Annotated in this window: 34 protein-coding genes; 30 read left to right on the top strand and 4 right to left on the bottom strand. The window is 70.0% G+C overall.

Features of this window, described 5'->3' with window-relative positions:
• Position 1 precedes the first annotated feature (1 nt).
• The 4 genes from DQ384_RS26350 to DQ384_RS26335 form a co-directional block, all read right to left on the bottom strand.
• Entirely contained in the window at positions 2 to 541 is a 540-nt protein-coding gene (locus tag DQ384_RS26350; RefSeq protein ID WP_220183150.1) for an MFS transporter, read from the bottom strand.
• Positions 542 to 560: 19 nt separating this feature from the next.
• Positions 561 to 2108, bottom strand: coding sequence for a recombinase family protein (locus tag DQ384_RS26345; protein WP_114031581.1), 1548 nt, complete (start codon positions 2106 to 2108; stop codon positions 561 to 563).
• A gap of 87 nt (positions 2109 to 2195) precedes the next feature.
• Positions 2196 to 2561 carry a hypothetical protein gene (locus DQ384_RS26340; protein WP_114031580.1) on the bottom strand — a complete coding sequence of 122 codons (366 nt, stop codon included), beginning with the start codon at positions 2559 to 2561 and terminating at the stop codon, positions 2196 to 2198.
• 94 nt (positions 2562 to 2655) lie between these two features.
• Positions 2656 to 3171, bottom strand: a complete 516-nt coding sequence (locus DQ384_RS26335; protein ID WP_114031579.1) for a hypothetical protein — start codon at positions 3169 to 3171, stop codon at positions 2656 to 2658.
• Positions 3172 to 3340: 169 nt separating this feature from the next.
• Here DQ384_RS26335 and DQ384_RS26330 point away from each other — a divergent pair, with 169 nt between their 5' ends.
• The 30 genes from DQ384_RS26330 to DQ384_RS26210 all read left to right on the top strand — a co-directional run bounded on the left by DQ384_RS26330 (position 3341) and on the right by DQ384_RS26210 (position 17973).
• Positions 3341 to 3640 carry a helix-turn-helix domain-containing protein gene (locus DQ384_RS26330; protein WP_181871422.1) on the top strand — a complete coding sequence of 100 codons (300 nt, stop codon included), beginning with the start codon at positions 3341 to 3343 and terminating at the stop codon, positions 3638 to 3640.
• Positions 3640 to 3876 carry a hypothetical protein gene (locus tag DQ384_RS26325; protein ID WP_114031577.1) on the top strand — a complete coding sequence of 79 codons (237 nt, stop codon included), beginning with the start codon at positions 3640 to 3642 and terminating at the stop codon, positions 3874 to 3876. The genes DQ384_RS26330 and DQ384_RS26325 overlap by 1 nt, the downstream gene beginning before the upstream one ends.
• A 25-nt stretch (positions 3877 to 3901) precedes the next feature.
• Positions 3902 to 4108 (top strand): hypothetical protein, encoded by a 207-nt coding sequence (locus tag DQ384_RS26320; RefSeq protein ID WP_114031576.1) that lies wholly within the window; start codon positions 3902 to 3904, stop codon positions 4106 to 4108.
• A gap of 97 nt (positions 4109 to 4205) precedes the next feature.
• A complete protein-coding gene (locus DQ384_RS26315) occupies positions 4206 to 4763 on the top strand; it encodes a hypothetical protein (protein ID WP_114031575.1) in 558 nt (185 codons plus the stop codon).
• Positions 4760 to 5491: a hypothetical protein gene (locus DQ384_RS41545; RefSeq protein ID WP_181871448.1), complete on the top strand. Its 732-nt coding sequence runs from the start codon at positions 4760 to 4762 to the stop codon at positions 5489 to 5491. The genes DQ384_RS26315 and DQ384_RS41545 overlap by 4 nt, the downstream gene beginning before the upstream one ends.
• Entirely contained in the window at positions 5488 to 5670 is a 183-nt protein-coding gene (locus tag DQ384_RS41540; protein WP_181871447.1) for a hypothetical protein, read from the top strand. The genes DQ384_RS41545 and DQ384_RS41540 overlap by 4 nt, the downstream gene beginning before the upstream one ends.
• A complete protein-coding gene (locus DQ384_RS26310) occupies positions 5667 to 6200 on the top strand; it encodes a hypothetical protein (protein WP_114031574.1) in 534 nt (177 codons plus the stop codon). Before DQ384_RS41540 ends, DQ384_RS26310 begins: the two co-directional genes overlap by 4 nt.
• Positions 6197 to 6676: a hypothetical protein gene (locus DQ384_RS26305; RefSeq protein WP_114031573.1), complete on the top strand. Its 480-nt coding sequence runs from the start codon at positions 6197 to 6199 to the stop codon at positions 6674 to 6676. The genes DQ384_RS26310 and DQ384_RS26305 overlap by 4 nt, the downstream gene beginning before the upstream one ends.
• Complete coding sequence (locus DQ384_RS26300) at positions 6673 to 7116, top strand: hypothetical protein (RefSeq protein ID WP_114031572.1); 444 nt, start codon at positions 6673 to 6675, stop codon at positions 7114 to 7116. The genes DQ384_RS26305 and DQ384_RS26300 overlap by 4 nt, the downstream gene beginning before the upstream one ends.
• The gene (locus tag DQ384_RS26295) at positions 7113 to 8150 is read left to right on the top strand and encodes a YqaJ viral recombinase family nuclease (RefSeq protein WP_114031571.1); all 1038 of its coding nucleotides are present in this window, start codon (positions 7113 to 7115) and stop codon (positions 8148 to 8150) included. Before DQ384_RS26300 ends, DQ384_RS26295 begins: the two co-directional genes overlap by 4 nt.
• Positions 8150 to 8956, top strand: a complete 807-nt coding sequence (locus DQ384_RS26290) for an ERF family protein (RefSeq protein ID WP_220183137.1) — start codon at positions 8150 to 8152, stop codon at positions 8954 to 8956. Before DQ384_RS26295 ends, DQ384_RS26290 begins: the two co-directional genes overlap by 1 nt.
• Positions 8957 to 9002: 46 nt before the next feature.
• Complete coding sequence (locus tag DQ384_RS26285) at positions 9003 to 9833, top strand: exonuclease domain-containing protein (RefSeq protein ID WP_114031570.1); 831 nt, start codon at positions 9003 to 9005, stop codon at positions 9831 to 9833.
• 77 nt (positions 9834 to 9910) lie between these two features.
• Positions 9911 to 10492: a hypothetical protein gene (locus DQ384_RS26280; RefSeq protein WP_147268902.1), complete on the top strand. Its 582-nt coding sequence runs from the start codon at positions 9911 to 9913 to the stop codon at positions 10490 to 10492.
• Positions 10489 to 10647 carry a hypothetical protein gene (locus DQ384_RS41535; protein WP_181871421.1) on the top strand — a complete coding sequence of 53 codons (159 nt, stop codon included), beginning with the start codon at positions 10489 to 10491 and terminating at the stop codon, positions 10645 to 10647. Before DQ384_RS26280 ends, DQ384_RS41535 begins: the two co-directional genes overlap by 4 nt.
• Entirely contained in the window at positions 10644 to 11252 is a 609-nt protein-coding gene (locus DQ384_RS26275) for a hypothetical protein (RefSeq protein ID WP_114031568.1), read from the top strand. The genes DQ384_RS41535 and DQ384_RS26275 overlap by 4 nt, the downstream gene beginning before the upstream one ends.
• Positions 11252 to 11410, top strand: coding sequence for a hypothetical protein (locus DQ384_RS41530; protein WP_181871420.1), 159 nt, complete (start codon positions 11252 to 11254; stop codon positions 11408 to 11410). Before DQ384_RS26275 ends, DQ384_RS41530 begins: the two co-directional genes overlap by 1 nt.
• Positions 11410 to 12243 carry a hypothetical protein gene (locus DQ384_RS26270; RefSeq protein WP_114031567.1) on the top strand — a complete coding sequence of 278 codons (834 nt, stop codon included), beginning with the start codon at positions 11410 to 11412 and terminating at the stop codon, positions 12241 to 12243. Before DQ384_RS41530 ends, DQ384_RS26270 begins: the two co-directional genes overlap by 1 nt.
• Positions 12240 to 12704, top strand: a complete 465-nt coding sequence (locus DQ384_RS26265; protein WP_114031566.1) for a hypothetical protein — start codon at positions 12240 to 12242, stop codon at positions 12702 to 12704. Before DQ384_RS26270 ends, DQ384_RS26265 begins: the two co-directional genes overlap by 4 nt.
• Before the next feature lie 139 nt (positions 12705 to 12843).
• Entirely contained in the window at positions 12844 to 13026 is a 183-nt protein-coding gene (locus DQ384_RS26260) for a hypothetical protein (RefSeq protein ID WP_147268901.1), read from the top strand.
• Positions 13023 to 13355 (top strand): hypothetical protein, encoded by a 333-nt coding sequence (locus DQ384_RS26255; RefSeq protein ID WP_114031564.1) that lies wholly within the window; start codon positions 13023 to 13025, stop codon positions 13353 to 13355. Before DQ384_RS26260 ends, DQ384_RS26255 begins: the two co-directional genes overlap by 4 nt.
• A complete protein-coding gene (locus DQ384_RS26250; protein ID WP_114031563.1) occupies positions 13352 to 13741 on the top strand; it encodes a hypothetical protein in 390 nt (129 codons plus the stop codon). Before DQ384_RS26255 ends, DQ384_RS26250 begins: the two co-directional genes overlap by 4 nt.
• Entirely contained in the window at positions 13738 to 13911 is a 174-nt protein-coding gene (locus DQ384_RS41525; protein WP_181871419.1) for a hypothetical protein, read from the top strand. Before DQ384_RS26250 ends, DQ384_RS41525 begins: the two co-directional genes overlap by 4 nt.
• On the top strand, positions 13908 to 14615 hold the full coding sequence (locus tag DQ384_RS26245; RefSeq protein WP_220183136.1) for a RusA family crossover junction endodeoxyribonuclease: 708 nt from the start codon (positions 13908 to 13910) through the stop codon (positions 14613 to 14615). The genes DQ384_RS41525 and DQ384_RS26245 overlap by 4 nt, the downstream gene beginning before the upstream one ends.
• Positions 14615 to 15211 (top strand): hypothetical protein, encoded by a 597-nt coding sequence (locus tag DQ384_RS26240; RefSeq protein WP_114031562.1) that lies wholly within the window; start codon positions 14615 to 14617, stop codon positions 15209 to 15211. The genes DQ384_RS26245 and DQ384_RS26240 overlap by 1 nt, the downstream gene beginning before the upstream one ends.
• The gene (locus tag DQ384_RS26235; RefSeq protein WP_114031561.1) at positions 15208 to 15450 is read left to right on the top strand and encodes a WhiB family transcriptional regulator; all 243 of its coding nucleotides are present in this window, start codon (positions 15208 to 15210) and stop codon (positions 15448 to 15450) included. Before DQ384_RS26240 ends, DQ384_RS26235 begins: the two co-directional genes overlap by 4 nt.
• A complete protein-coding gene (locus DQ384_RS26230; RefSeq protein WP_114031560.1) occupies positions 15447 to 15935 on the top strand; it encodes an HNH endonuclease family protein in 489 nt (162 codons plus the stop codon). Before DQ384_RS26235 ends, DQ384_RS26230 begins: the two co-directional genes overlap by 4 nt.
• A complete protein-coding gene (locus tag DQ384_RS26225; protein WP_114031559.1) occupies positions 15932 to 16669 on the top strand; it encodes a hypothetical protein in 738 nt (245 codons plus the stop codon). Before DQ384_RS26230 ends, DQ384_RS26225 begins: the two co-directional genes overlap by 4 nt.
• 20 nt (positions 16670 to 16689) lie before the next feature.
• The gene (locus tag DQ384_RS26220) at positions 16690 to 17223 is read left to right on the top strand and encodes a hypothetical protein (RefSeq protein ID WP_181871418.1); all 534 of its coding nucleotides are present in this window, start codon (positions 16690 to 16692) and stop codon (positions 17221 to 17223) included.
• The gene (locus tag DQ384_RS26215) at positions 17210 to 17749 is read left to right on the top strand and encodes a hypothetical protein (RefSeq protein ID WP_114031557.1); all 540 of its coding nucleotides are present in this window, start codon (positions 17210 to 17212) and stop codon (positions 17747 to 17749) included. The genes DQ384_RS26220 and DQ384_RS26215 overlap by 14 nt, the downstream gene beginning before the upstream one ends.
• Positions 17749 to 17973: a hypothetical protein gene (locus tag DQ384_RS26210; protein ID WP_114031556.1), complete on the top strand. Its 225-nt coding sequence runs from the start codon at positions 17749 to 17751 to the stop codon at positions 17971 to 17973. Before DQ384_RS26215 ends, DQ384_RS26210 begins: the two co-directional genes overlap by 1 nt.
• Positions 17974 to 17998: the final 25 nt, after the last annotated feature.

Here is a 17998-nt window from a genome sequence, read left to right as displayed (position 1 = left end):
CTCAGGCGGGCTGGGGGATGTCGCCGCCGCGCTCGGAGCGGCTGAGGGCCGCGTCGCGGGTCTCGCGCATCGTCGTGTAGACGACGAGCGACACCGCGGCGCAGCCGGCGACGTACCAGTAGAAACCGGACTCGGCGCCGGCGTTCTTGAACCACAGCGCGACGTACTCGGCCGTGCCGCCGAACAGGGCGTTGGCGATGGCGTACGGCAGGGCGACGCCGAGCGCGCGCACGTGCGTGGGGAACAGCTCGGCCTTCACGCACGCGTTGATCGAGGTGTAGCCGGTGACGATCACCAGCGCGGTCAGGGAGAGGGCGAGCGCGGCTCCGACGGTGGTGACCCCGGCCAGCGCGGTCATGATCGGGACGGTGCCCAGCATCGAGCCGACGCCGAACGTGATCAGCAGGGGCCTGCGGCCGACCCGGTCCGACAGCGCCCCGGCCAGCGGCTGGAGCAGGCAGAAGATCGTGAGGGCGAGGAAGCCGACCAGTGTGGCGTCGGACTTCGACAGGCCGGCTGTGTTGGAGAGGTACTTGGTCAGGAAGGCTCGTGTACCGCAACTAAATGGGGAAGGTCCGCTCCTCGCCCCATGCCGCGCGCAACGTCACCCATGCCGACCTGCGCGACTCGCGAAAGATCAGAATCTCCGGCAGCAGATCAGCGACCATCTCTCGCCGTGCTTCGGGGCGAAGCGTCAGCCATTCCTCCACCACTGTCCGGATCACTGGCACGTACTCGTGCCGTTGCAGCGGCGCCGGTCGATCGTCCTCCTCCAGAGCTGCCGCAGCCACGGCCCGCTCGGTCAGGAGCACGTCCCTGGCTCGGATGTAGGAGTCCTCGGGGATGATCCCTTTAGCCATTTTCAAGGTCAGTGCGTCCATGGCGGCGTCAGCGGCGGCGACCTCGGCCTCGAGCTTGGCGCGCTCGGGCTGGATTGTGGCCTGGGATGGCTCATTGGCGACGGGCGCCTCGGCGGCGATGTCGTCGGCCCACTGGGCGAGCTCGCGCACCACGATGGCCTCGATGGCGCTCCGTCGTGCGCTTCGAGCAAGACACGTGCGCTTTCGTAGGTAGCCGCTGCAGAGGTACCGGACGGCCGGCTCGGGGCCTTCCGCGCAGGGCGTCATCCGGCTGCCGCAGTGGCCGCAACGCAAGGAGGCTGCCAGGGGGTAGATCGAGGCACGGGCGCGGGGTGGGGTGGCGGCAACGCGGAGTCGCCGGCGGCGGTATGCCTGCCACTCTTCCTCGCTGATCACAGGTTGGTGAGCGCCCTTGATGAGGGTCATGTTGCTGCAGTTGGCGGGCTGGTTGCATTCACAGTTGGGGTCGTGGATGCGCAGCAGGCCGGCGCCGAAGCCGCGGTCGAGCATGCCCCTTATGGCTACATCGGACCAGTGGTTGCCGCGAGTGGTGCGCAAGCCTGTCTGGTTGAGGTAGGCGGCGAGTTTTTGACCGCCGGTGCCGGCGATGTATCGCCGGTAGAGGTCCGCCAGGACCGGCCCGGTAATGGGATCTGGCTCATACCGCTCGGGGCCGTCGTCGGGAGCTCGGAGGGTCCGGTGCGCGTGGAGGGGGTCGGGCTGGCGGCCGCGGAGAACGTACCCGAATCGGGGGCGGCCGTTGGCCGGGAGTCCGCTGGCGACGCGGTAGGCGTGAGTCTCGGCCCATTGCTCGCCGATGCGGTCGCTTTCGAAGGACGCGATCTCCATGAGCATGCCGCGGGTCAGTCGCCCGACGGCGGTGCGGGCGTCAACGTCTTCGGTGGCTGATTGGAGTTCACCGCCGGCGAGGTTCACGCGGCCGAGGTTGACGGCGTTGCCGGTGCGGTTGCGGCCGAAGCGGTTGAATTTCCAGACGATGATCTCGCGGGCGTCGCCTGATTCGATACCTTCGATCGCCTTCATGATCTTGCGACGGAAGTTGCGGCCTGTGGCGTCAAGATCTTCGATCCATCGCACGATTCGCCGGCCGTTGCGGCGGGCCCAGTCGGTGATGGCGGCGCGTTGGATCTCCGGGGAGATCTGCTCTTCCATGAGCATCGAGACGCGTATGTAGCCGATGGCGGGAATCAGTTCGCCGCTGGCGATTGTGCGCTGTTGGGGGGGCATGTGACTCTCGTCCGGGGTCGGGTCCCGGGGCTGCCCGTGGCAGGGGGCACGAGCGAGCCTTTGTAGGGGGTCAGGTTGTCGTAGGGGTCAAATCCGGGGAACGAACTCGAGTGGGTTGTCGATGGCGTCGGGGGTCAGCGCGTCGAGCCGCCCTCGCAGGTAGCTGGCGCGGAGCGATATGTCGGCCAGGCTCTTGGTCAGGTCATCGATCTTTTCTGCGACGACCCTGCTGGCTTCTGCGGCGCGTCGCTGGTTTTCGGCCAGTTCGCTGATTGCGGTCACGATGCGTCCGATACACCAGACGACGGTGCATCCGAGCGCAGCGACGGCGATTGCCCGAAGGGTGGCGTTCCACTGGTCGGGATCGACAATCCCCGTGACGATGACGAGGGTGTCGAGTGGAACGAGCGCCCACAGGGCTACGGCGATGTAGCCGATGGCTTTTTGTTGCATGCGCTTACCTCAGGTTAGGAGCGTTTCTTGGTGCGCTCTGGCTAGATATGGACGCTCCAGAACCTGATGCGGGTTACGTGCCGCTCCGGATTTTTCAGGTGTCTTCGGGAGGTTCTTCGGGGGTCCATTCTCCTCGCAACAACTTGGCATATATCAGATTCCGTCGAAGTCTGCGGCGCTGGTAGTCCACCTCCTCTTCTCGTATGACCCGCTCGAATTGCTCACGCTCTTCGGGGGTCATGGCGGCGAGCCGCTGTGCGAGCTCCGCTTCCATGGCGGCGATGTCGGGGGCTGCCTCCTTGGTACGCGCGGCCGCCTTCGCCCCGACCGCGTCCTGGGGCACGCCTCCGATGCCGGAGATGAGAATAGGTTCCTGCCCGGCCAGGACAAGCTTGATCGAGCCGGGCGCCCACAAGAGGGCTTCTTCGAGGCGCGCCTCGACGATGGCGCTTACGCCGGCTTGGCCACGGCGGAAGCGCCGTAGGTGCGTCGCCGAGATGGATGCATGGTCGGCGATGTCCTCCCATTGGCGGCGCAGCTGCTTACGCCGTTGATCCATCAAGTGGCCGAGGTGCTCGCGTGTCTGCCCCTCGGCGCTTGCGCTGATCATGCATGGCCCTTCTGGCGAACTCGTCGAGTTGCGGCACTGGGCGCACTGTATCGCACAGTACCGCACATTCGCAGGTCCGAGGCCCTTTCTGTTTTGACAAGAATCCGACACAAGGGCGCACATGTGCGGTTTGTTGCGCAGCACCGCACATGTGCGCTACGTTCCGCACATGGCACCTCCAACACGCCTGAGCCTTCCCTTCGACGGTCTCCGGGCACGGCGCGAGCGGGAGCGCCAGGGCCTGACCCTCGTCGCTCTCGCCGATCGCTGCGCGGAGGCCGGCCGCCGCTTCGCACACACCACGATCAGCCGCTGGGAGTCCGGTGACTTCGGCCCTACCGCGCCGAGCGTCAAGGTCCTCGCCGACGCGCTGGGAGTGACGGTCGACGACCTGTGCACCCCCGCCGACGAGGACAACAGCAACACCACCCCCGCCTCGGCGGACGACAACGACGGGCGGCCGTCCTGATGTCGGCCTACCGCGACAGCCTCCGCCCCGAGCAGCGCCCCCTCTACGACCAGGCCATCGCCAGCGCCGGTCGCATCCTGGCGGCCGCCCGGCAGCGCCGGGACTCCCTCCCCCCGGAGGAGGCCGCCCGCGAGGCCTATGTCCCGGGCGGCCCGTCGATCGAGGAGCTCACCGCCCTGATCGAGCGGCACAGGGCCGAGGCCCGCGCCGCGCAAGGCCGTACGGCCGCTGCTTGACCGCCCCTGCCTGAAGGAGACACCGATGCTGACCACGGACCAGAGGGTGGACCGCTACCTGCGGCAGAACGGCGGCGGGTCCCGCCTCACCGCCGCCCAGTTCCGACGGATCCGCCGCAAGGAGGGCCGCCGCACGCTCGCGGCCCTCGCCGCACGCCAGGCCAAGTCCGCGGAGGCCGCCGACGCCCAGAAGCGGCGGGCGTCCCTGCCGGTCGGCGTCTTCCGCCGCTGACCCTCGCATGAAAAGGCGGGCCGGCCGGATCGCACCCGGCCGAACCCGCACACCCCCGGCTCAACCCGCTCAACGCGCTGAACAGGAGAGCAGAGAGATGACCAAGCCTAGCGACTGGCCGTACGACGGCGCGGTCGAATACGCCGTCTGGATCCGCGGCGGTGAGACCGACATCACCAGCACCATGCCCACCGACAACCAGCAGATCGTCCGCGACCTGATGGACAGTTTCAAGCACGGCCCCTACAAGCAGTCCCTCCTGGTGATGCGGACCTACACCAAGGCCCCCGGCAAGGGGATGGTCTGGGGCGATTGGAAAGAGGCCACCGACGAACTGCTGCTGCGGGTCGCGGTCCGGCAGGCGGGGGCGGTCCTGGCGCGGATCGTAAGCCTCCCGCTCCCCATCGTCGATTGGACGTTGGTGACGCGTCCGCGGCAGGTCGGGCTGGTGGCGAGTATCGGGACGCGCCATGAGAACAAGCGGGCGGCCCTCGCCGCGTACGCGACGCTGCTGGGCGTCGAGGTGAGCGAGAGGGAGGCGGACGAGAAGATCCACTTGGAGGTCGAGGGCAGCTACCACGGCGTGCTGGTGCAGATGTGGGCGTACGTCGACCGGGTGGAGCGGTCCGAGGACGCGTCGGCGGTGACCGCGTGACGCTCCAGCAGACCCTCCGGGGGGCGGCCGACATCGTGGGCTCGCTGCCGCACGCCCGGGTAAGCCCGGTGGACCTCGGCCTGGCGCTGCGCAGCGCCGCCGGGGGCGACTACCACCAGGCGCAGGCGGCGCTGGAGGCGTTCGCGAGCTACCTCGACACCAAGGCCGCCGGGAGCAGCCAGTGGGTGCGTGAGTGGTCCAAGCCGCGCAGCCGCGACGAGGTGGCGGCTGAGCTGCGCGCCGCCAGCCAGAACCGTGACGGGCGTGTGATGGCCGCCCGCACTCAGGACGAGATCGTGACCCGCATCCACGCCGTGGGCGAAACCGACTTGTTCGGTTTCCGGACAGAGGTCCTCGCCGCGGCGCTGGACTTCGAGCACGTCCGCGAGTTCCTGAAGGACGGTGTCACCGAGACCGACTGGCACCAGGTCACCGACCGGGAGAACGCGGCGCGCGAGTACTACCAGTTTGCGCTCGGCAAGATCCGTCACCACCGTGGCCTGTCGGCGGAGCGCAGTGTCTTGAAGCTGGCCGAGCACGCGTGGCTGCTCGGCCAGGACGACGTCGTGGCGGCGATGGACGAGGCGCCGTACCCGCCGTACGGGGCGCCGAAGGTGCGGGCGTTCGCCCAGGGGTTCGACCTTGTGTGGCCGGGCGATGCGGAGATGACGCGCATGGCGGCCGGCGAGCCGTGCACCCCCGGCTGCGTCGAGGGGTGCTTGCGGTGACCGGCCTGATCACACGTCTCCGCGACCGCAGTGAGCAGGCTCGGGTGCGCCGCGAACTGAAGGCCGGGACGCCGAACGACCGGCAGATCGGTGATTACCTCGCCGCCGCCCGCGGTGGCCGGACCACGACCAGCGGCCGGCGGCCGTACGGCCGGTCCGGGGTGGGTGATGCCCGGTGAGCGGCGTCCAGGTTGGGGTCCTCGTCGACGTCACCATCAAGGGTGTCCCCCTCGCAGGTGTGGACCGGTACGGGTGCGTGACAATCACCGCCGAGGCGGGGGACGGCGGCCCGGCGAGTTTTCACATGCCGCCCCAAGCCGCGGTCGGGCGAGCCGACACCAGCGAGGCGATCGGCGAACTGCCGGCCGGGGACCAGGGCGACCGCACCGCCAAGATCCTCGAACTCCTCGACCGCCTGGAGGCCGAGGACGTCATCTCCCCGTACGTCGCCGCCACGGCGCGCAAGGTGGCTGGCTTGCCGCCCCGGCACTGGCCGCCGCAGCCCGGCGACGTGTGGCACGACGGCTACCCGTTCGGCTCGCCCCTGTGGTTCGCCCAGGTCCTCCACGAGATCGGTCACTCCGAACTGGTGATGGTGCCGACCGAGCGCAGTCCGGGCACGACGGGCGTGAAGGCGCCGGAGGAGTTCCTGGAGTACGCCTGCGACGAGATCGCGCTGGTCTACCGCCGTAAGGACGGTGACCAGTGAGCGCCTGCTGGTGCGCGGACCCCGGCCGCACCGAAGAGGAGATGTACCAGTGCCCCGCCGGCGACGCGGGCGAGGAGTGCCTCGCACACGACTACGTGGCGGCCGGCGGGGACCTGGGCGCGGCCTTCGGCTGGCTGGGCAACTACCGGGTGCCCGACAACAGGCAGCTGCGGGAGGCCATGCGCCTCGCGGCACAGCGCGGCCAGCGACGTACACGCGCGGTGATGGCGCTGACGATCATCGATTGGAAGACCGGCCTGCGCCGGTCAGCGATCCGCTGGCAGGACGGCGACCCCCCGCCGGTCGGCGGGTGCCGGTGGTGCGGCTACCACCGCGATGACCACGACCTGGCATGGCTGGGGTCGTGCCGCGGGTTCGAGGAGCCGACGCTGAAGCAGCGCCAGGCTCGTACCCGCGCCCGGGCCCACAGCGCCCTTGCCCGCCGTGTCCGGCGAGAGCTGGGAGTCGCCCGGTGAACGACATCCGTCTGTGGCACGGCGGCTTCCCGGGTCTGAAGCCCAGCGACTTGCTGCTGCCGCCCGACCAGACCGGCAGCCTCACCAGCGCCCGGCTGCTCAAGGGCATGGGGTTCGATCCGCACGCCAACGGTGTGGAGGCCGACCGGATGCGCAGCGACCGGGTGTACCTCACCACCGACCGCGGGCTCGCCCGGGCCTACGCCGCGTGCTGGATCACCCAGACCGGCGGGGAGTACCGCCTCGGGCGCGGCGCCCTGTACGTGGCCCGGCCCGTGGGCGAGAGCTGGCCGGACCCCGACATGCCGGACGGCTGCATCGAGTGTGACCGCGCGGAGATCGTGACGGTCTACGACGCCGCGGTGCGCATGACCGAGCGTGAGATCACCCGCAAGATGGCCGCCGCCACCCGGCGCCGACCCGTGCGGGGTGGCGTGTGACCGTCATCGACGGGCCGCCGGCCGCCCCCGCCCGGAGGGTCACCCCGACCGCCCACCTGGTGCTGCCCGCCACCGCCAGCCGCGAGGAGTGGCTGACGGCCCGGCTCGGTGGCATCGGCTCCAGCGACGTCGCCAACATCCTCGAGGTCGGATTCAAGCCGCCGCTGCACGTCTACCACGACAAGCGCGGCGAGCTCCCGCCCGACCCGGACGAGGAGCTCGACGAAGCGCTGCTGTGGGGCACCCTCCACGAGGAGACCGTCGCCCGCGAGTGGGCCCGCCGCAACCGGTCGGTCATCCGCCGCGTCGGCCTGGTCGCACACATCGACGCGCGCTGGATGATGTGCACCCTGGACCGGCGCGTCACCGAGTGCCCGCTCAAGCGCACAGAGCGGGAGAAGTGCGCTCTGGAGGTCAAGACCCGCAACGCGTTCGTCGCCAAGAAGTGGAAGCGCGAGGTCCCCGACGACGTCCTGGCGCAGACCCTGTGGCAGATCAACGTCACCGGCTACGACCACGTGCACGTCGCCGTGCTGATCGGCGGCAACGACTACCGGCAGTACACCGTGCGGCGCGAGGGCAACGAGGACCTGATCGCCGACATCGTCACCGCGACCGAGCGGATGTGGCACCGGATCCGGCAGGGCCGGCCGCCCCAGCCCTCGGGCGACCCCGACCAGCTGATCGAGTTGTACGAGCGGCTCAACCCGGGCCGGGCCGGTTCGGTGCGCGTGGAGGGCACCGACGCGGTGGAGCTCCTCGCCGAGTACGAGACCGGGCGGCTGGAGGAAAAGGCCGGCAAGGCGAAGAAGGACAGTGCCAAGGCCCGGATGGTCGAACGGCTCGGCGGCAACGCGGTCGCGCTGTTCGGCGACGAGCTCGCCTTCTCCTACGAGGAGTCGGCCGGCCGCCCGGCCGTCGACCTGGAACTGATGGCCGAGCAGTACCCCGACGCCTATGCCGCGTGCGTGACCCCGACCACACAACGCCGCATCAAGATCGGCAAGGCCTTCCGGATGGAGGAGCTTCCCTGATGTCCCTGCGTGAGAAAGCCGCCAAGATGGCCCGCCAGGAGGATGACTGGCCGCCGGTCGCCACACCGGGCTCTGGAGGGTCCTCGGCTGAGCGTCGTGAGCCGCCGGCCCCAGCCTCAGCCCCGGACGACGACGACCTGCCGGAGATGCCGACCAAGGACGCCGACATCGTCCCTGTGCACGTCGCATGGCAGCGGGTTATGACCAGCATCCGCAAGATCGGCAAGAGGGACGAGTTCAAGGGCGGGACCGCGGGCACCTTCAACTTCCGGGGTGTCGATCGCACCGTCAACAACTTCGCCCCGGTCCTTCGCGAACACGGCGTTCTGGTCCTGCCGGTCAAGGTCGACGCCAGCTATCGCGACTTCAAGAACAACAACAACAAGATCCAGCGGGAATGCACCGTCACCGTGACCTGGATGGTCATTGGCCCTGGTGGCGACACGCTGCCCTCCACGCTTCAGTCCGCGGGCGAAGCCCTCGACACCTCCGACAAGGGCACGGCCAAGGCCCAGAGCGTGGCCCTGCGCGTGTTGCTGCTCACCGCCGCGATGGTGCCCACAGGCGACCCGGATCCGGACTCGCAGTACATCGAGCGGGGAGAGGCCCAGGTCCGGACCGCGGCGAACTACCGCGATGAGGCGCTGGAGGAGACGACCAGTAAGACCCGGCTCCGGCAGATGCACTGGGAGCTCAAGTCCGCGCGGCGGTTGGGCGAGCTGGTGGAGAACGAGGTCGGCGACGAGGAGGCGATCGGCGACCTGATCGTGCGGGTCGGGAAGTCACGTGAGGCGGGTGGTGCCTGATGACCGCTCCGTACCCGGTGCCCGACAAGGGCGAGGTGCCGTTCTGATGGCTGGTCCCTGGTACCTTGCGCGGCTCGCGCCATTCGATCTCGAAACCACTGGCAAGGATCCGGAGGAAGCCCGGATCGTCGAGGCGTACATCGGCATGGTCGGCGGCGGCTTGCCCCAGTTCGACCCGCCGCCGATCCTAGTCGACCCGGGCGTCGAGGTGCCGGACGAGGTCGCGGAGATCCACGGCTACACCACCGAGTTCCTCCGCGAGCATGGCGGCCCCGCTGCTGAGTGCGTCGATGCCATCGCCACGCGGGTTGCCGACGCGGTCAACGAGAAGGTGCCGCTGGTCGGACAGAACATCCGCTACGACCTCACGGTGCTGGATCGCGACTGCCGCCGGCATGGGCTGCCCAGCTTGGCCGAGCGCATCGACGGCACGCTCGACGGCCTGATCATCGACACCTACGTGATCAGCAAGCACGTCGACCGGTGGCGCCCGCGGGTGAGCGAGAAGCAGGGCGCGCACGTGCTGAAGACGACCGCCCAGGTGTTCGGCGTGAAGTGGAACGACGACGACGCGCACGGCGCCCGGTACGACGCCCTGATCGCAGCCCGGGTGGCGTGGTGGATGGGCCGGCACGCGTTCGCGCCGGTGCATCAGAGGCCGCGCCTATCGGGCCGCCGGGACGAGCGGCACCTGTTCGATCACCTCGCTGTGGACCTGCACGAGTTGTTCGCCGCCCAGAAGCGATGGGCCGCCGAACAGGCAGCGAGCTACGAGGAGTACCTGCGCAGCCCGAAGGCGGGCGAGAAGCGCGACCCGGATGCGGTCGTCTCCGGCGACTGGCCGCTGATTCCGGCGCCCACTGGAGCGCTCACGTGAACCCCCTGAACGACGGAACCCCGCGCCGGGATGTGGCCTGGCGCGGGGCTGCCCCCATCAGCACGACGGAGTACGACATGACCGATCGTAACGGCACCACCAGACCGACCAACCCGACCGCGCAGGCCCCGGCGGCCCCACCGGCAGCCGCGCAGACCGCGGCGTGGCCCGGGGACGAGGCACGCCAGACCGTCATCGAGTCCAACCGGGTCGCCGCCGAGCAGCGCCTGCGCAACGCCGAGGAGCACCGCGCGAACGCGCGCCGGATCCACGACGAGATCGGCGCGCTGTCCCCGAAGCTCGAGGCCAAGCGCCAGGAGCTCGAGGAGTTGCGCGGCCGGATCGACGGGCTCATCGAGGACGAGCGGCGGGAGAACCTGTACGCCGAGCAGGAGCAGCGGACCAGCGAGGCCTACTCGGCGGCCGCGACCGCGCTGGAGACCGCTGCGCTGTCCCCGCCGGTGAACGGTGTGAAGGTTTTCCCTTCCGAGCAGCAGCCCGTGATGGAGTCATGCCCGCGGGGGGACGGGCCGATGCGCTGGACGGCGGAGCACGGGCTCATCCACGACCTTCCGGACAACGGGTGGCGCCCCGCCGGCCAGTTCTGCGGGCAGCCGCAGGACGCCACGCAGGCGCCCCGGCAGGCGGGGGCCTCATGAAGCTCTTCCGCCGCCACGGCGGCCGTCACATGCGCTGCTCCGGCTGGGGCGACCTGGCCGCCATGGTCGCCGCCTACCGGGCGTACCCGATCGTCGTCCCCCCGGTCGACTGCCCTGCTCTTACCCGCAAGTCCAACCAGGAGAAGAACCGGTGAGCCGCCCCCGTAACACCCGAAATCAGATCATCTCGATCCCGGCCCTGCACGGGATGAGCATCCCTGGTGCCATCGAGAAGCAGGAAGCCGAAGGCGCTGCGGCGATGCAGCGAGGCGACTGCGAGATCATCCCCGTCGAGATCAACGGCGGCACCGAGGCAGACCTGATCGCGCTGGGCTTCGTCCTAGGCCCCGTCGATCCGGCTGATCGGCTGATGCGTGAGGCGACGCTGCCCGCCGGGTGGAAGCGCACTGGCACCGGCCACTCCATGCACACCGACATCGTCGACGAACTGGGCCGCAAGCGGATCGGCATCTTCTTCAAGAACGCCTGGTATGACCGTCGCGCTGACCTGTCGATCACCTCCGTGTACGGGTACATCGGCACCTGCCTGCATCAAGGGCAGACGCCGATCCTCGACGGCGAGTGGGCGACCCGTGAGGCGGTCCTCGAAGCACTCGACGAGCACGCCAGGCAGAAGCAGGACTATCTGCCGCTGTACGAGTGCCGCGACGACGAGCATTCGGCGGGCCGCGTCACGGAACTCCGCGGGGAGATCGCCGCGATCAAGGCTCTGCGCGCCAGTGTGACGGGTGGTGCGTGATGCGGCCGCCGTTCGCCGGGTTCGCCGCTCCGGCCGCGCTGCTGGTGGCCGGTGTGGCGTTCCTTCTGATCACGGGAGCGGGGAGCGCCGTGTCCGGCGCGGTGCCCTCGCCGACGCCGGGGCCGCCCGTGGTGGTCGTGACGGGCGGTGGTCGCTGATGGCCACGGTCGAGGAGGCGAAAGCCATCAACCGGGTGTTGCGGTACGTCCTGCAGAGCCCGAGCGTCCTGCCCGGTGACGAGGCACTGGGGGCCGCGGAGTTCCTCATCTTGCGGGCCCGCCGGGCGCTCGGCGGCGCCGGGCTCACCGTTGAGGAGGTCCGGGAGCGCTGGCCCGTGGTGGAGCTCGGCCGCGAGGACGTCGAGGTGGCCACCTGCCGGTTGTGCGGGTGCACCGAGGACGCGGCCTGCGAGGGCGGCTGCTGCTGGGTGCCGAACGGGCTTGGCGTGGACCTGTGTAGCGCCTGCGTCGGTCGGGTCCGGGAGTTGATCGACGAGCTCGACGACGCGGCCGCCCAGGAGCTCGCTGACCAGACGCTGCTTCGCGGGCTGACCGTCAAGGACGGCGTCGCGGAGCTGGCGATCGTCCCGCCGCACGAGATCGCGGTTGCGTGGGTGCGCTACGCCCGCGAGATGCTCGGCGACGCTCCGAACTACGTCGAGACGCTGGTCGAGATGCCGAAGGCCTCGATGGAGGTTGGACTGGCCGGCGAGGCGGAGCGGTTCGTCTTCATCCTGCAGCGGGTCGGCAAGGTCACTCCGCACGAGGCGCGTTCGCAGGCCGAGGCCGAGCGGGACGTACTACGCGGCGTCATCGTGCAGCTGGCTCGGGCGTTGCACACGACCAGCGACGGCACGGGTGTCAGCGCCGCGCTGTCGGCTGTCCCGGCCGACCTGTGGGCCGAGGCCGTCGGCGAGGACGCACCGCCGCCGCCGCCGCACGCGTGCGGGGAATTCGGGCCCTGCCCCGAGCACGCGGGGGTGCCGGCATGAGCGTCATCGGCCAGGCCGAGGGCATCGAGCACGGGACGCCGAGGGGTTACAAGCAGCACCTGTACCGCAAAGTGTCCGCCTGCCAGGAGTGTCTCGCGGCGCACCGCGAGAACGCCAAGGCCAAGGCCCCCGGGCGGCGTGCGGCAAGGCGTGCCGAGACCTCCAGAGCCGATGCCGCCAGCTGGTACGACGGGCAGCTCGACCGCCACCCGGAGGCTCCGGCACTGCGGCCGGGCACCGTCTTCGGCCAGGACCTGGCGATCGGCGATGTCATCGACTTCCTCGGCCGCCACTACAAGATCGACCAGTTCACGCCCTACACCGGCCGCCTCAAGGCGCAGCTGGGCGCCGGCACACGCATTGCGTGGAGCGGCAAGTGGGGCATGACGGTGGGCCCGCGGGCCGTGATCCCCATCCTGCCGCGCGCGCAGGCGGCAGCACCAACCCCTGGAGGCGCCTGATGGCCGCGCCAAGATCGTCTCAAGACAGCTTGGCCGACAACGCCGGATGGTTCGCCCTCATCCCGGCCTTCGCAGGCACGCTCTGGGCGACTCGGTGATGTCTCTGGTGATGGGCCTAGCGGCCGGCGCCCTGATCAGCATGTCCATACAGCGCCTGGCGGGCTACCGGGAGAAGCTCGCGGAGATGCGCCGCCTGGCGGTCGAGCTGGTGCGGGACATCGACGACCGCGCCCAGGGACACCTGCGGGTCGACGGGCTGAGCTACGTCCCGGCCGACGTGCTGGCCGAGGATCGACAGCCGCAGGCGGGTGATGCCGAGTGATCCACCTGCAGTACCTCGCCGACGACCAGGACATCACCAGCGCCGTCCTGCGATACCTCCACCAGGACAAGGACATGGCGGCGCTGATCCTGCTCCTGATCCTCACCGTGGTCTGCGTCGTCGTCGCGACCGCCGCCGGCAAGCGGGACTCCGCGCGCCGACGGCGCCGCCCGCCCCGCAAGCGCAGCAAGCCCACCGCGGCGGTGGACCCGAGTATGCCCGGCCCCGGCCATCCCGAGTCTCTCGACCGCCCCCTGACCCGCCGCGAGCAGGCCGTCCTCGACGCCATCGCCGAGCAGCTGCACGCCATGGACCGGAGGAGAGCGTGAACCACCGCCCCTCAGCCGTTCGGGCCCTGCTGTCCCGGGCCCAGGCCGTACGCGACCTCATCCGGGTCACCGGCGACCGCGACTTGGCCGTGGCCCAGCGCGACACGGCCGAGGACACCAACCGGTCGCTCCGCGCCGTCGTAAACCGCCGCGACCAGCAGATCACCGACCAGAACCGGCGCCACCAGCGGCTGCTCGACGAGCTGAGCGCGCTCCTGGAGGAGTGGGAACGCGACGGCCTCAGCCCAGACGAGGTCCGCACGCGGGCCCGTCGCGCCATCGCCGAGGCCAGCACGCGGCAGGAGCTGCATGCCGCGGTGGACTCATTCGACCCGGCCGAGGCGCTCGACGTCATCCAGGCCCGTACACAGGAAGGCATCCGATGATCGCGGCGCTCATAGCCGTCCTCTTCTTCGCCCTGGCCGTGGCCACCGCCATGCGCGGCTTCCGGAAGTGGCAGGCCGGCGACGAAGACGGATGGGTCACCGCGATCGCGTTGTCGACCGGGGCGATCTTTATCGCGATCTTCACCGTCCTGCTGGGGGCGGCCCAATGAGCTCCCCCGAGGAGAGCAGCCCCGCCGCCCTGCGGGCACGCATCGCCATCCTCGAGGATGGCCTGGTCGCCGCGTACGAGCTGGTGACCGACACCGTGCCGGCCAATCCTCGGGGCCTGCGCGACTGGTACATGGAGAACCTGGCCGAGGAGGTCGAAGAGATCTTCGCGCGGCGGCCGCACATCAGCGCCGACCACGCGGCACGCCAGGCCCCGGCGATCACCATCACCGTGTACGGCACCCCCGGGCCGCAGGGCAGCAAGCACGCCACCCTCCACAAGCAGTCCCGCCGCGTCGTGACCATGGAGTCGTCGAAGAAGGTCAAGCCCTGGCGGCAGGACGTCAAGCAGGCCGCGCTCGAGGCCATGGGCAAGGGCGAACCCCTGGACGGGCCGCTGGCGGTCGAAATGGTGTTCACGCTGAGGGACAAGCCCGCCAGCAGGCCCACGTGGTGGCCGACGTCGGCGCGCTGGTCACGGCTGCTGTGGTGGCGCCCGGCGGGCGCGCCCGACCTGTCCAAGCTGATCAGGAGCACCGAGGACGCTCTCACCGAGGCCCGGGCGTGGCGGGATGACGCCCGGGTGGTGGAGTACCGGCGCGCCGCGAAGGTCTTCGTCGGCCAGCCGGGCGAACCGGACGCCCTGCGCGCGCCGGGCGCGGTGATCCGTGTCTGGCCGCTGCCCGTCGAGGCGGTGAGCCGCTGATGGCGCCCACCGGCAAGCACCAGGCCGCCCGCGACGAGCTCGACCGGCTCATCGTCGCCCATCTCGACGCCCACCCGCGGGCCCAGCTCACCGCTGGGGATATCGCCCGCGCGATCAGGCGCGACAAGGGCAGCGTCGCCAAGGCACTGCCGCGGGTTCAGCTCGCCGGGCTGGTCGTCGGCACGCCAACGAAGAACCCTTACGGCAGCCGTCCCATGATGCTCTGGCAGGCCGCGCCCAAACAACGCGACCGTTCCATCGTCACCTGCAAGAGCTGCCAGCAGCGAGGGCCGCACGGCGGCCGCGGCCTATGCACGATTTGCCACGGGCGGCACAAGCGCAAGGGGACGCTCACCCAGTTCCCGCTGCTGGGGAACCCGCACAAGGACAAGAAGCCGTGGCAGCCCAAGCAGGCCCGGTCAAGGGCTCTCGTCCGCGACTACGAGTTCCTGATCGACCAGGGCGAGCGTAACGAGGAAGCCCTCGCGCGCGAGCTCGGCTGCTCGGTCCGGCACGTCCAGCGCCTGGCTGGCGCGTCGCGCACTCGCCAGAAGGAGCAGCCCGCCCTCCAAACCGGTGAGGGGGCGACGCCATGACCTGGCAGAAGCGAGGCGCCTGCAGGGATGAGGACCCAGAGCTGTTCCACCCGGTCAGCGACCTGCTGAGCGAGCAGATCGAGCGCGCCCGCGCGGTGTGCCGCAGTTGCCCGGTCTACGCCGAGTGCCTCGACTACGTGGTGACCAACCCCGCCAAGGCCCGATACGGCATCTGGGCCGCCACCACGGAATCCGAGCGCCGAGCCATGCGCACCCCTGAGAGGACGGCCGTCCGTTGACCAACATCGACCTGTTGCCTCCTCGCATCACCAGCAAGTTCCGCATCGATGCAGAGACCGGGTGCTGGAGATGGACCGGGTCTAAAGCCCGTGGAGGCTACGGCCAGCTCTGGATCGCAGCGAAGAAGGGCTGGCGGAAGGCGCACCAGGTCACCTACGAGCTACTGATCGGCCCGATCCCCGACGGGCTCGAACTCGATCACCTGTGTCACACGCGCGACCGGGATTGCCCAGGTGGCACGAATTGTCGCCATCGCTGCTGCGTGAACCCCACCCACCTTGAGCCCGTGACGCATGCCGAAAACCTTCGACGAGGCGGGGGTGTAGAGCGCGCCGCAGAGCTACGACGGGCGATCACTCACTGCCCTCAAAACCACCCCTATGACGAGGTCAACACTCACCGCAATCCATCCGGTAGCCGGGTGTGCCGCACCTGCAAGCGCGAGGCCATGCGCCGGGTCCGAGCCAGGAAGAAGGCATCGTGACGAGAATCGACATGACCACCAGCGAGCTGCACGAGCTGCTCGTCCCGGTGATTCCGCACGCCTCCACCGACAAGGACGACCCCAACTACAACGTCGTCCGCCTGGAGACCACCGACGACACCCTGTACGCCGTCGGCACCGACCGATACACCCTCGGCGCGACCCGCCATCCCCTGGGCGACACCGACCCCGTCAAGATCGCGATCAGCGTCATCGACGCCCGGAACATGCTACGGACCTTCAGGTACACCAAAGACAGCGACCCGCAGCTCACCCTGGTCATCGACCAACTGCAGCTGACCTCCACCGACAACCCCACTCCCAGCGGGCTCAGCCTGCGCGTCGACTCCGAAGACGGCACCCGCCTCACCCATCAAGGCCAGCCCGCCATCGCGTTCAACTGGCGGCCCATCGTGGCCAAGATGCTGCACCGGCCGCTCGCGCCGGTCTCACCCGCCGTTCTGCTCACCCCCAAGTACCTGCCGCGGTGGGCCCGGGCCGCCCATAAGTGGGACCACCTCACCGTGCTCGGCGGCCCCCGCCCCGGTGACCCGATCGCGGTGCTCGTCGGGCACCGCTTCGTCGGCCTGTGGATGCCGATCACCCAGGAGGGTTTCGACCCCGGGCGCGCCCTGGACGGCAACCCCTGGTTGGAGGACTGCGTCCCCGCGGACGGCCCGGTGGAGCCACTGCTGTTCCCCGCGGACGCGCCCGACACCGGAGCCGACGCATGATCCCGCGCGCCCTATACCAGATGGCTCGCGCGGTGGGCTACGGCGGCCCGGCGATCCTCACCATCGCCACCCACCCCGACGGCAGCCGGTACGCCGGCTGGCCCGTCGGCTGCATCCGGCTTGATCACCTGCTCTTGGAGGTGCTGGGTGACCCGGCTGACGGCACATACCGGATCGCTCCCGACGGCAGGCTCACACCCGGCGTCGGCAACTACCCAGCCGACACGGTCGTGAGGCGGATCCTGCCCTACCTGGAGCAGGCCCGGACACCGGTCGAGGCCTCGCCGTGGATCCGCCAGGTCAGCGCGAAGATCCGGCACCAGCTGATCGGCACGCCTGACGGCCGGTACACCATCGCGGACCTGGCCCAGTGGGAAGCGTGGGCGGACGCCGCCGACGGCGTGCCGTGGCAGCTCGACGGCGGCCCGCACCGCCCCCTGGTTTGGGCGCCCGCCGACGACCCCAGCGGCCGGGCCACCGCGATGCTCACCACGATCTACGCCCCCACCGACCCAGCGCCGCCCGCTCCGGAGGCCCTCGATGTCGCACGCTGACCTCACCGTCTACCGCACCCGCCTCCCCGGCGTCCTCCAGCTCTGGCAGCACCTGGCCCATGCCGACGACGCGTGGAATACCGAGGTCAAGGCCGCTCTGAGCGAGCTCGACATGGCCGGCCGCAAGGTCATTGTCGACGAGTACACCGGCGCGATCATCGGCGTGGAGCACGACGGCGGCGACCCACCCGCGGGATGGCGTGTCCACCGCAAGCTCGGCCACCTGGTCCCGAACCGTTCCATCACCGCAGGCAAGCGGATCGACCAGGTCCTCGACCGGCTGCGCCGTCCCGACGTGCGTGACCGCCTTCCCGGTATGCCGCGCCAGCACTGGGGCGGGCCGGCACTGCTGACGTGCGGGGTCGCCGTGCACGAGGACGAGCATGGACCGGCGCTGTATGCCACGTGGCCCGGCTCGATCCCCGACGAACTGGTCGACGGGGAGATTTGGGAGCGGCTGCGCCTGTCGGTCTACTACGCCGTCCTGGAGGCCGAGGAAGACGCCAAGGCCGGGGCGGTGAGCTGATGGGCAACAGCTTCGGAGTCGTGATCTTCGCCATCGCCGCGGTCGTGGGGGCAGCGATCAGCGTCTGGTGGATCCTGCGCGCCGGCGCGAAGACCGTCCGGGTGCTCGACGACCCCGCCCAGCGCCGCAGCGCCCGCATCACGACGTACGTCGCGGTCGCCGTGGTGCTGACCGTCGTCGTCGGGATGTTCGCAGCCGTGCTGATCACCTGGCCGACGAGGTGACCGCATGGACCACGACTGCAACCCC

The organism is Sphaerisporangium album, from assembly GCF_003323745.1.
Lineage (GTDB): Bacteria > Actinomycetota > Actinomycetes > Streptosporangiales > Streptosporangiaceae > Sphaerisporangium > Sphaerisporangium album.
This window is presented reverse-complemented; position numbering and strand designations above follow the sequence as displayed.

Excerpts from the sequence above, each read along its gene's own strand:
- DQ384_RS26215 (WP_114031557.1), top strand. The coding sequence starts at position 17,210 with ATGTCGCACGCTGACCTCACCGTCTACCGCACCCGCCTCCCCGGCGTC.
- DQ384_RS26260 (WP_147268901.1), top strand. The coding sequence starts at position 12,844 with ATGTCCATACAGCGCCTGGCGGGCTACCGGGAGAAGCTCGCGGAGATG.
- DQ384_RS41535 (WP_181871421.1), top strand. The coding sequence starts at position 10,489 with ATGAAGCTCTTCCGCCGCCACGGCGGCCGTCACATGCGCTGCTCCGGC.
- DQ384_RS26265 (WP_114031566.1), top strand. The coding sequence starts at position 12,240 with ATGAGCGTCATCGGCCAGGCCGAGGGCATCGAGCACGGGACGCCGAGG.
- DQ384_RS26270 (WP_114031567.1), top strand. The coding sequence starts at position 11,410 with ATGGCCACGGTCGAGGAGGCGAAAGCCATCAACCGGGTGTTGCGGTAC.
- DQ384_RS26210 (WP_114031556.1), top strand. The coding sequence starts at position 17,749 with ATGGGCAACAGCTTCGGAGTCGTGATCTTCGCCATCGCCGCGGTCGTG.
- DQ384_RS26335 (WP_114031579.1), bottom strand. The coding sequence starts at position 3,171 with ATGATCAGCGCAAGCGCCGAGGGGCAGACACGCGAGCACCTCGGCCAC.
- DQ384_RS26285 (WP_114031570.1), top strand. The coding sequence starts at position 9,003 with ATGGCTGGTCCCTGGTACCTTGCGCGGCTCGCGCCATTCGATCTCGAA.
- DQ384_RS26320 (WP_114031576.1), top strand. The coding sequence starts at position 3,902 with ATGCTGACCACGGACCAGAGGGTGGACCGCTACCTGCGGCAGAACGGC.
- DQ384_RS26330 (WP_181871422.1), top strand. The coding sequence starts at position 3,341 with ATGGCACCTCCAACACGCCTGAGCCTTCCCTTCGACGGTCTCCGGGCA.
- DQ384_RS26235 (WP_114031561.1), top strand. The coding sequence starts at position 15,208 with ATGACCTGGCAGAAGCGAGGCGCCTGCAGGGATGAGGACCCAGAGCTG.
- DQ384_RS26280 (WP_147268902.1), top strand. The coding sequence starts at position 9,911 with ATGACCGATCGTAACGGCACCACCAGACCGACCAACCCGACCGCGCAG.
- DQ384_RS26240 (WP_114031562.1), top strand. The coding sequence starts at position 14,615 with ATGGCGCCCACCGGCAAGCACCAGGCCGCCCGCGACGAGCTCGACCGG.
- DQ384_RS26345 (WP_114031581.1), bottom strand. The coding sequence starts at position 2,108 with ATGCCCCCCCAACAGCGCACAATCGCCAGCGGCGAACTGATTCCCGCC.
- DQ384_RS41530 (WP_181871420.1), top strand. The coding sequence starts at position 11,252 with ATGCGGCCGCCGTTCGCCGGGTTCGCCGCTCCGGCCGCGCTGCTGGTG.
- DQ384_RS26220 (WP_181871418.1), top strand. The coding sequence starts at position 16,690 with ATGGCTCGCGCGGTGGGCTACGGCGGCCCGGCGATCCTCACCATCGCC.
- DQ384_RS41525 (WP_181871419.1), top strand. The coding sequence starts at position 13,738 with ATGATCGCGGCGCTCATAGCCGTCCTCTTCTTCGCCCTGGCCGTGGCC.
- DQ384_RS26325 (WP_114031577.1), top strand. The coding sequence starts at position 3,640 with ATGTCGGCCTACCGCGACAGCCTCCGCCCCGAGCAGCGCCCCCTCTAC.
- DQ384_RS26315 (WP_114031575.1), top strand. The coding sequence starts at position 4,206 with ATGACCAAGCCTAGCGACTGGCCGTACGACGGCGCGGTCGAATACGCC.
- DQ384_RS26245 (WP_220183136.1), top strand. The coding sequence starts at position 13,908 with ATGAGCTCCCCCGAGGAGAGCAGCCCCGCCGCCCTGCGGGCACGCATC.
- DQ384_RS26290 (WP_220183137.1), top strand. The coding sequence starts at position 8,150 with ATGTCCCTGCGTGAGAAAGCCGCCAAGATGGCCCGCCAGGAGGATGAC.
- DQ384_RS26340 (WP_114031580.1), bottom strand. The coding sequence starts at position 2,561 with ATGCAACAAAAAGCCATCGGCTACATCGCCGTAGCCCTGTGGGCGCTC.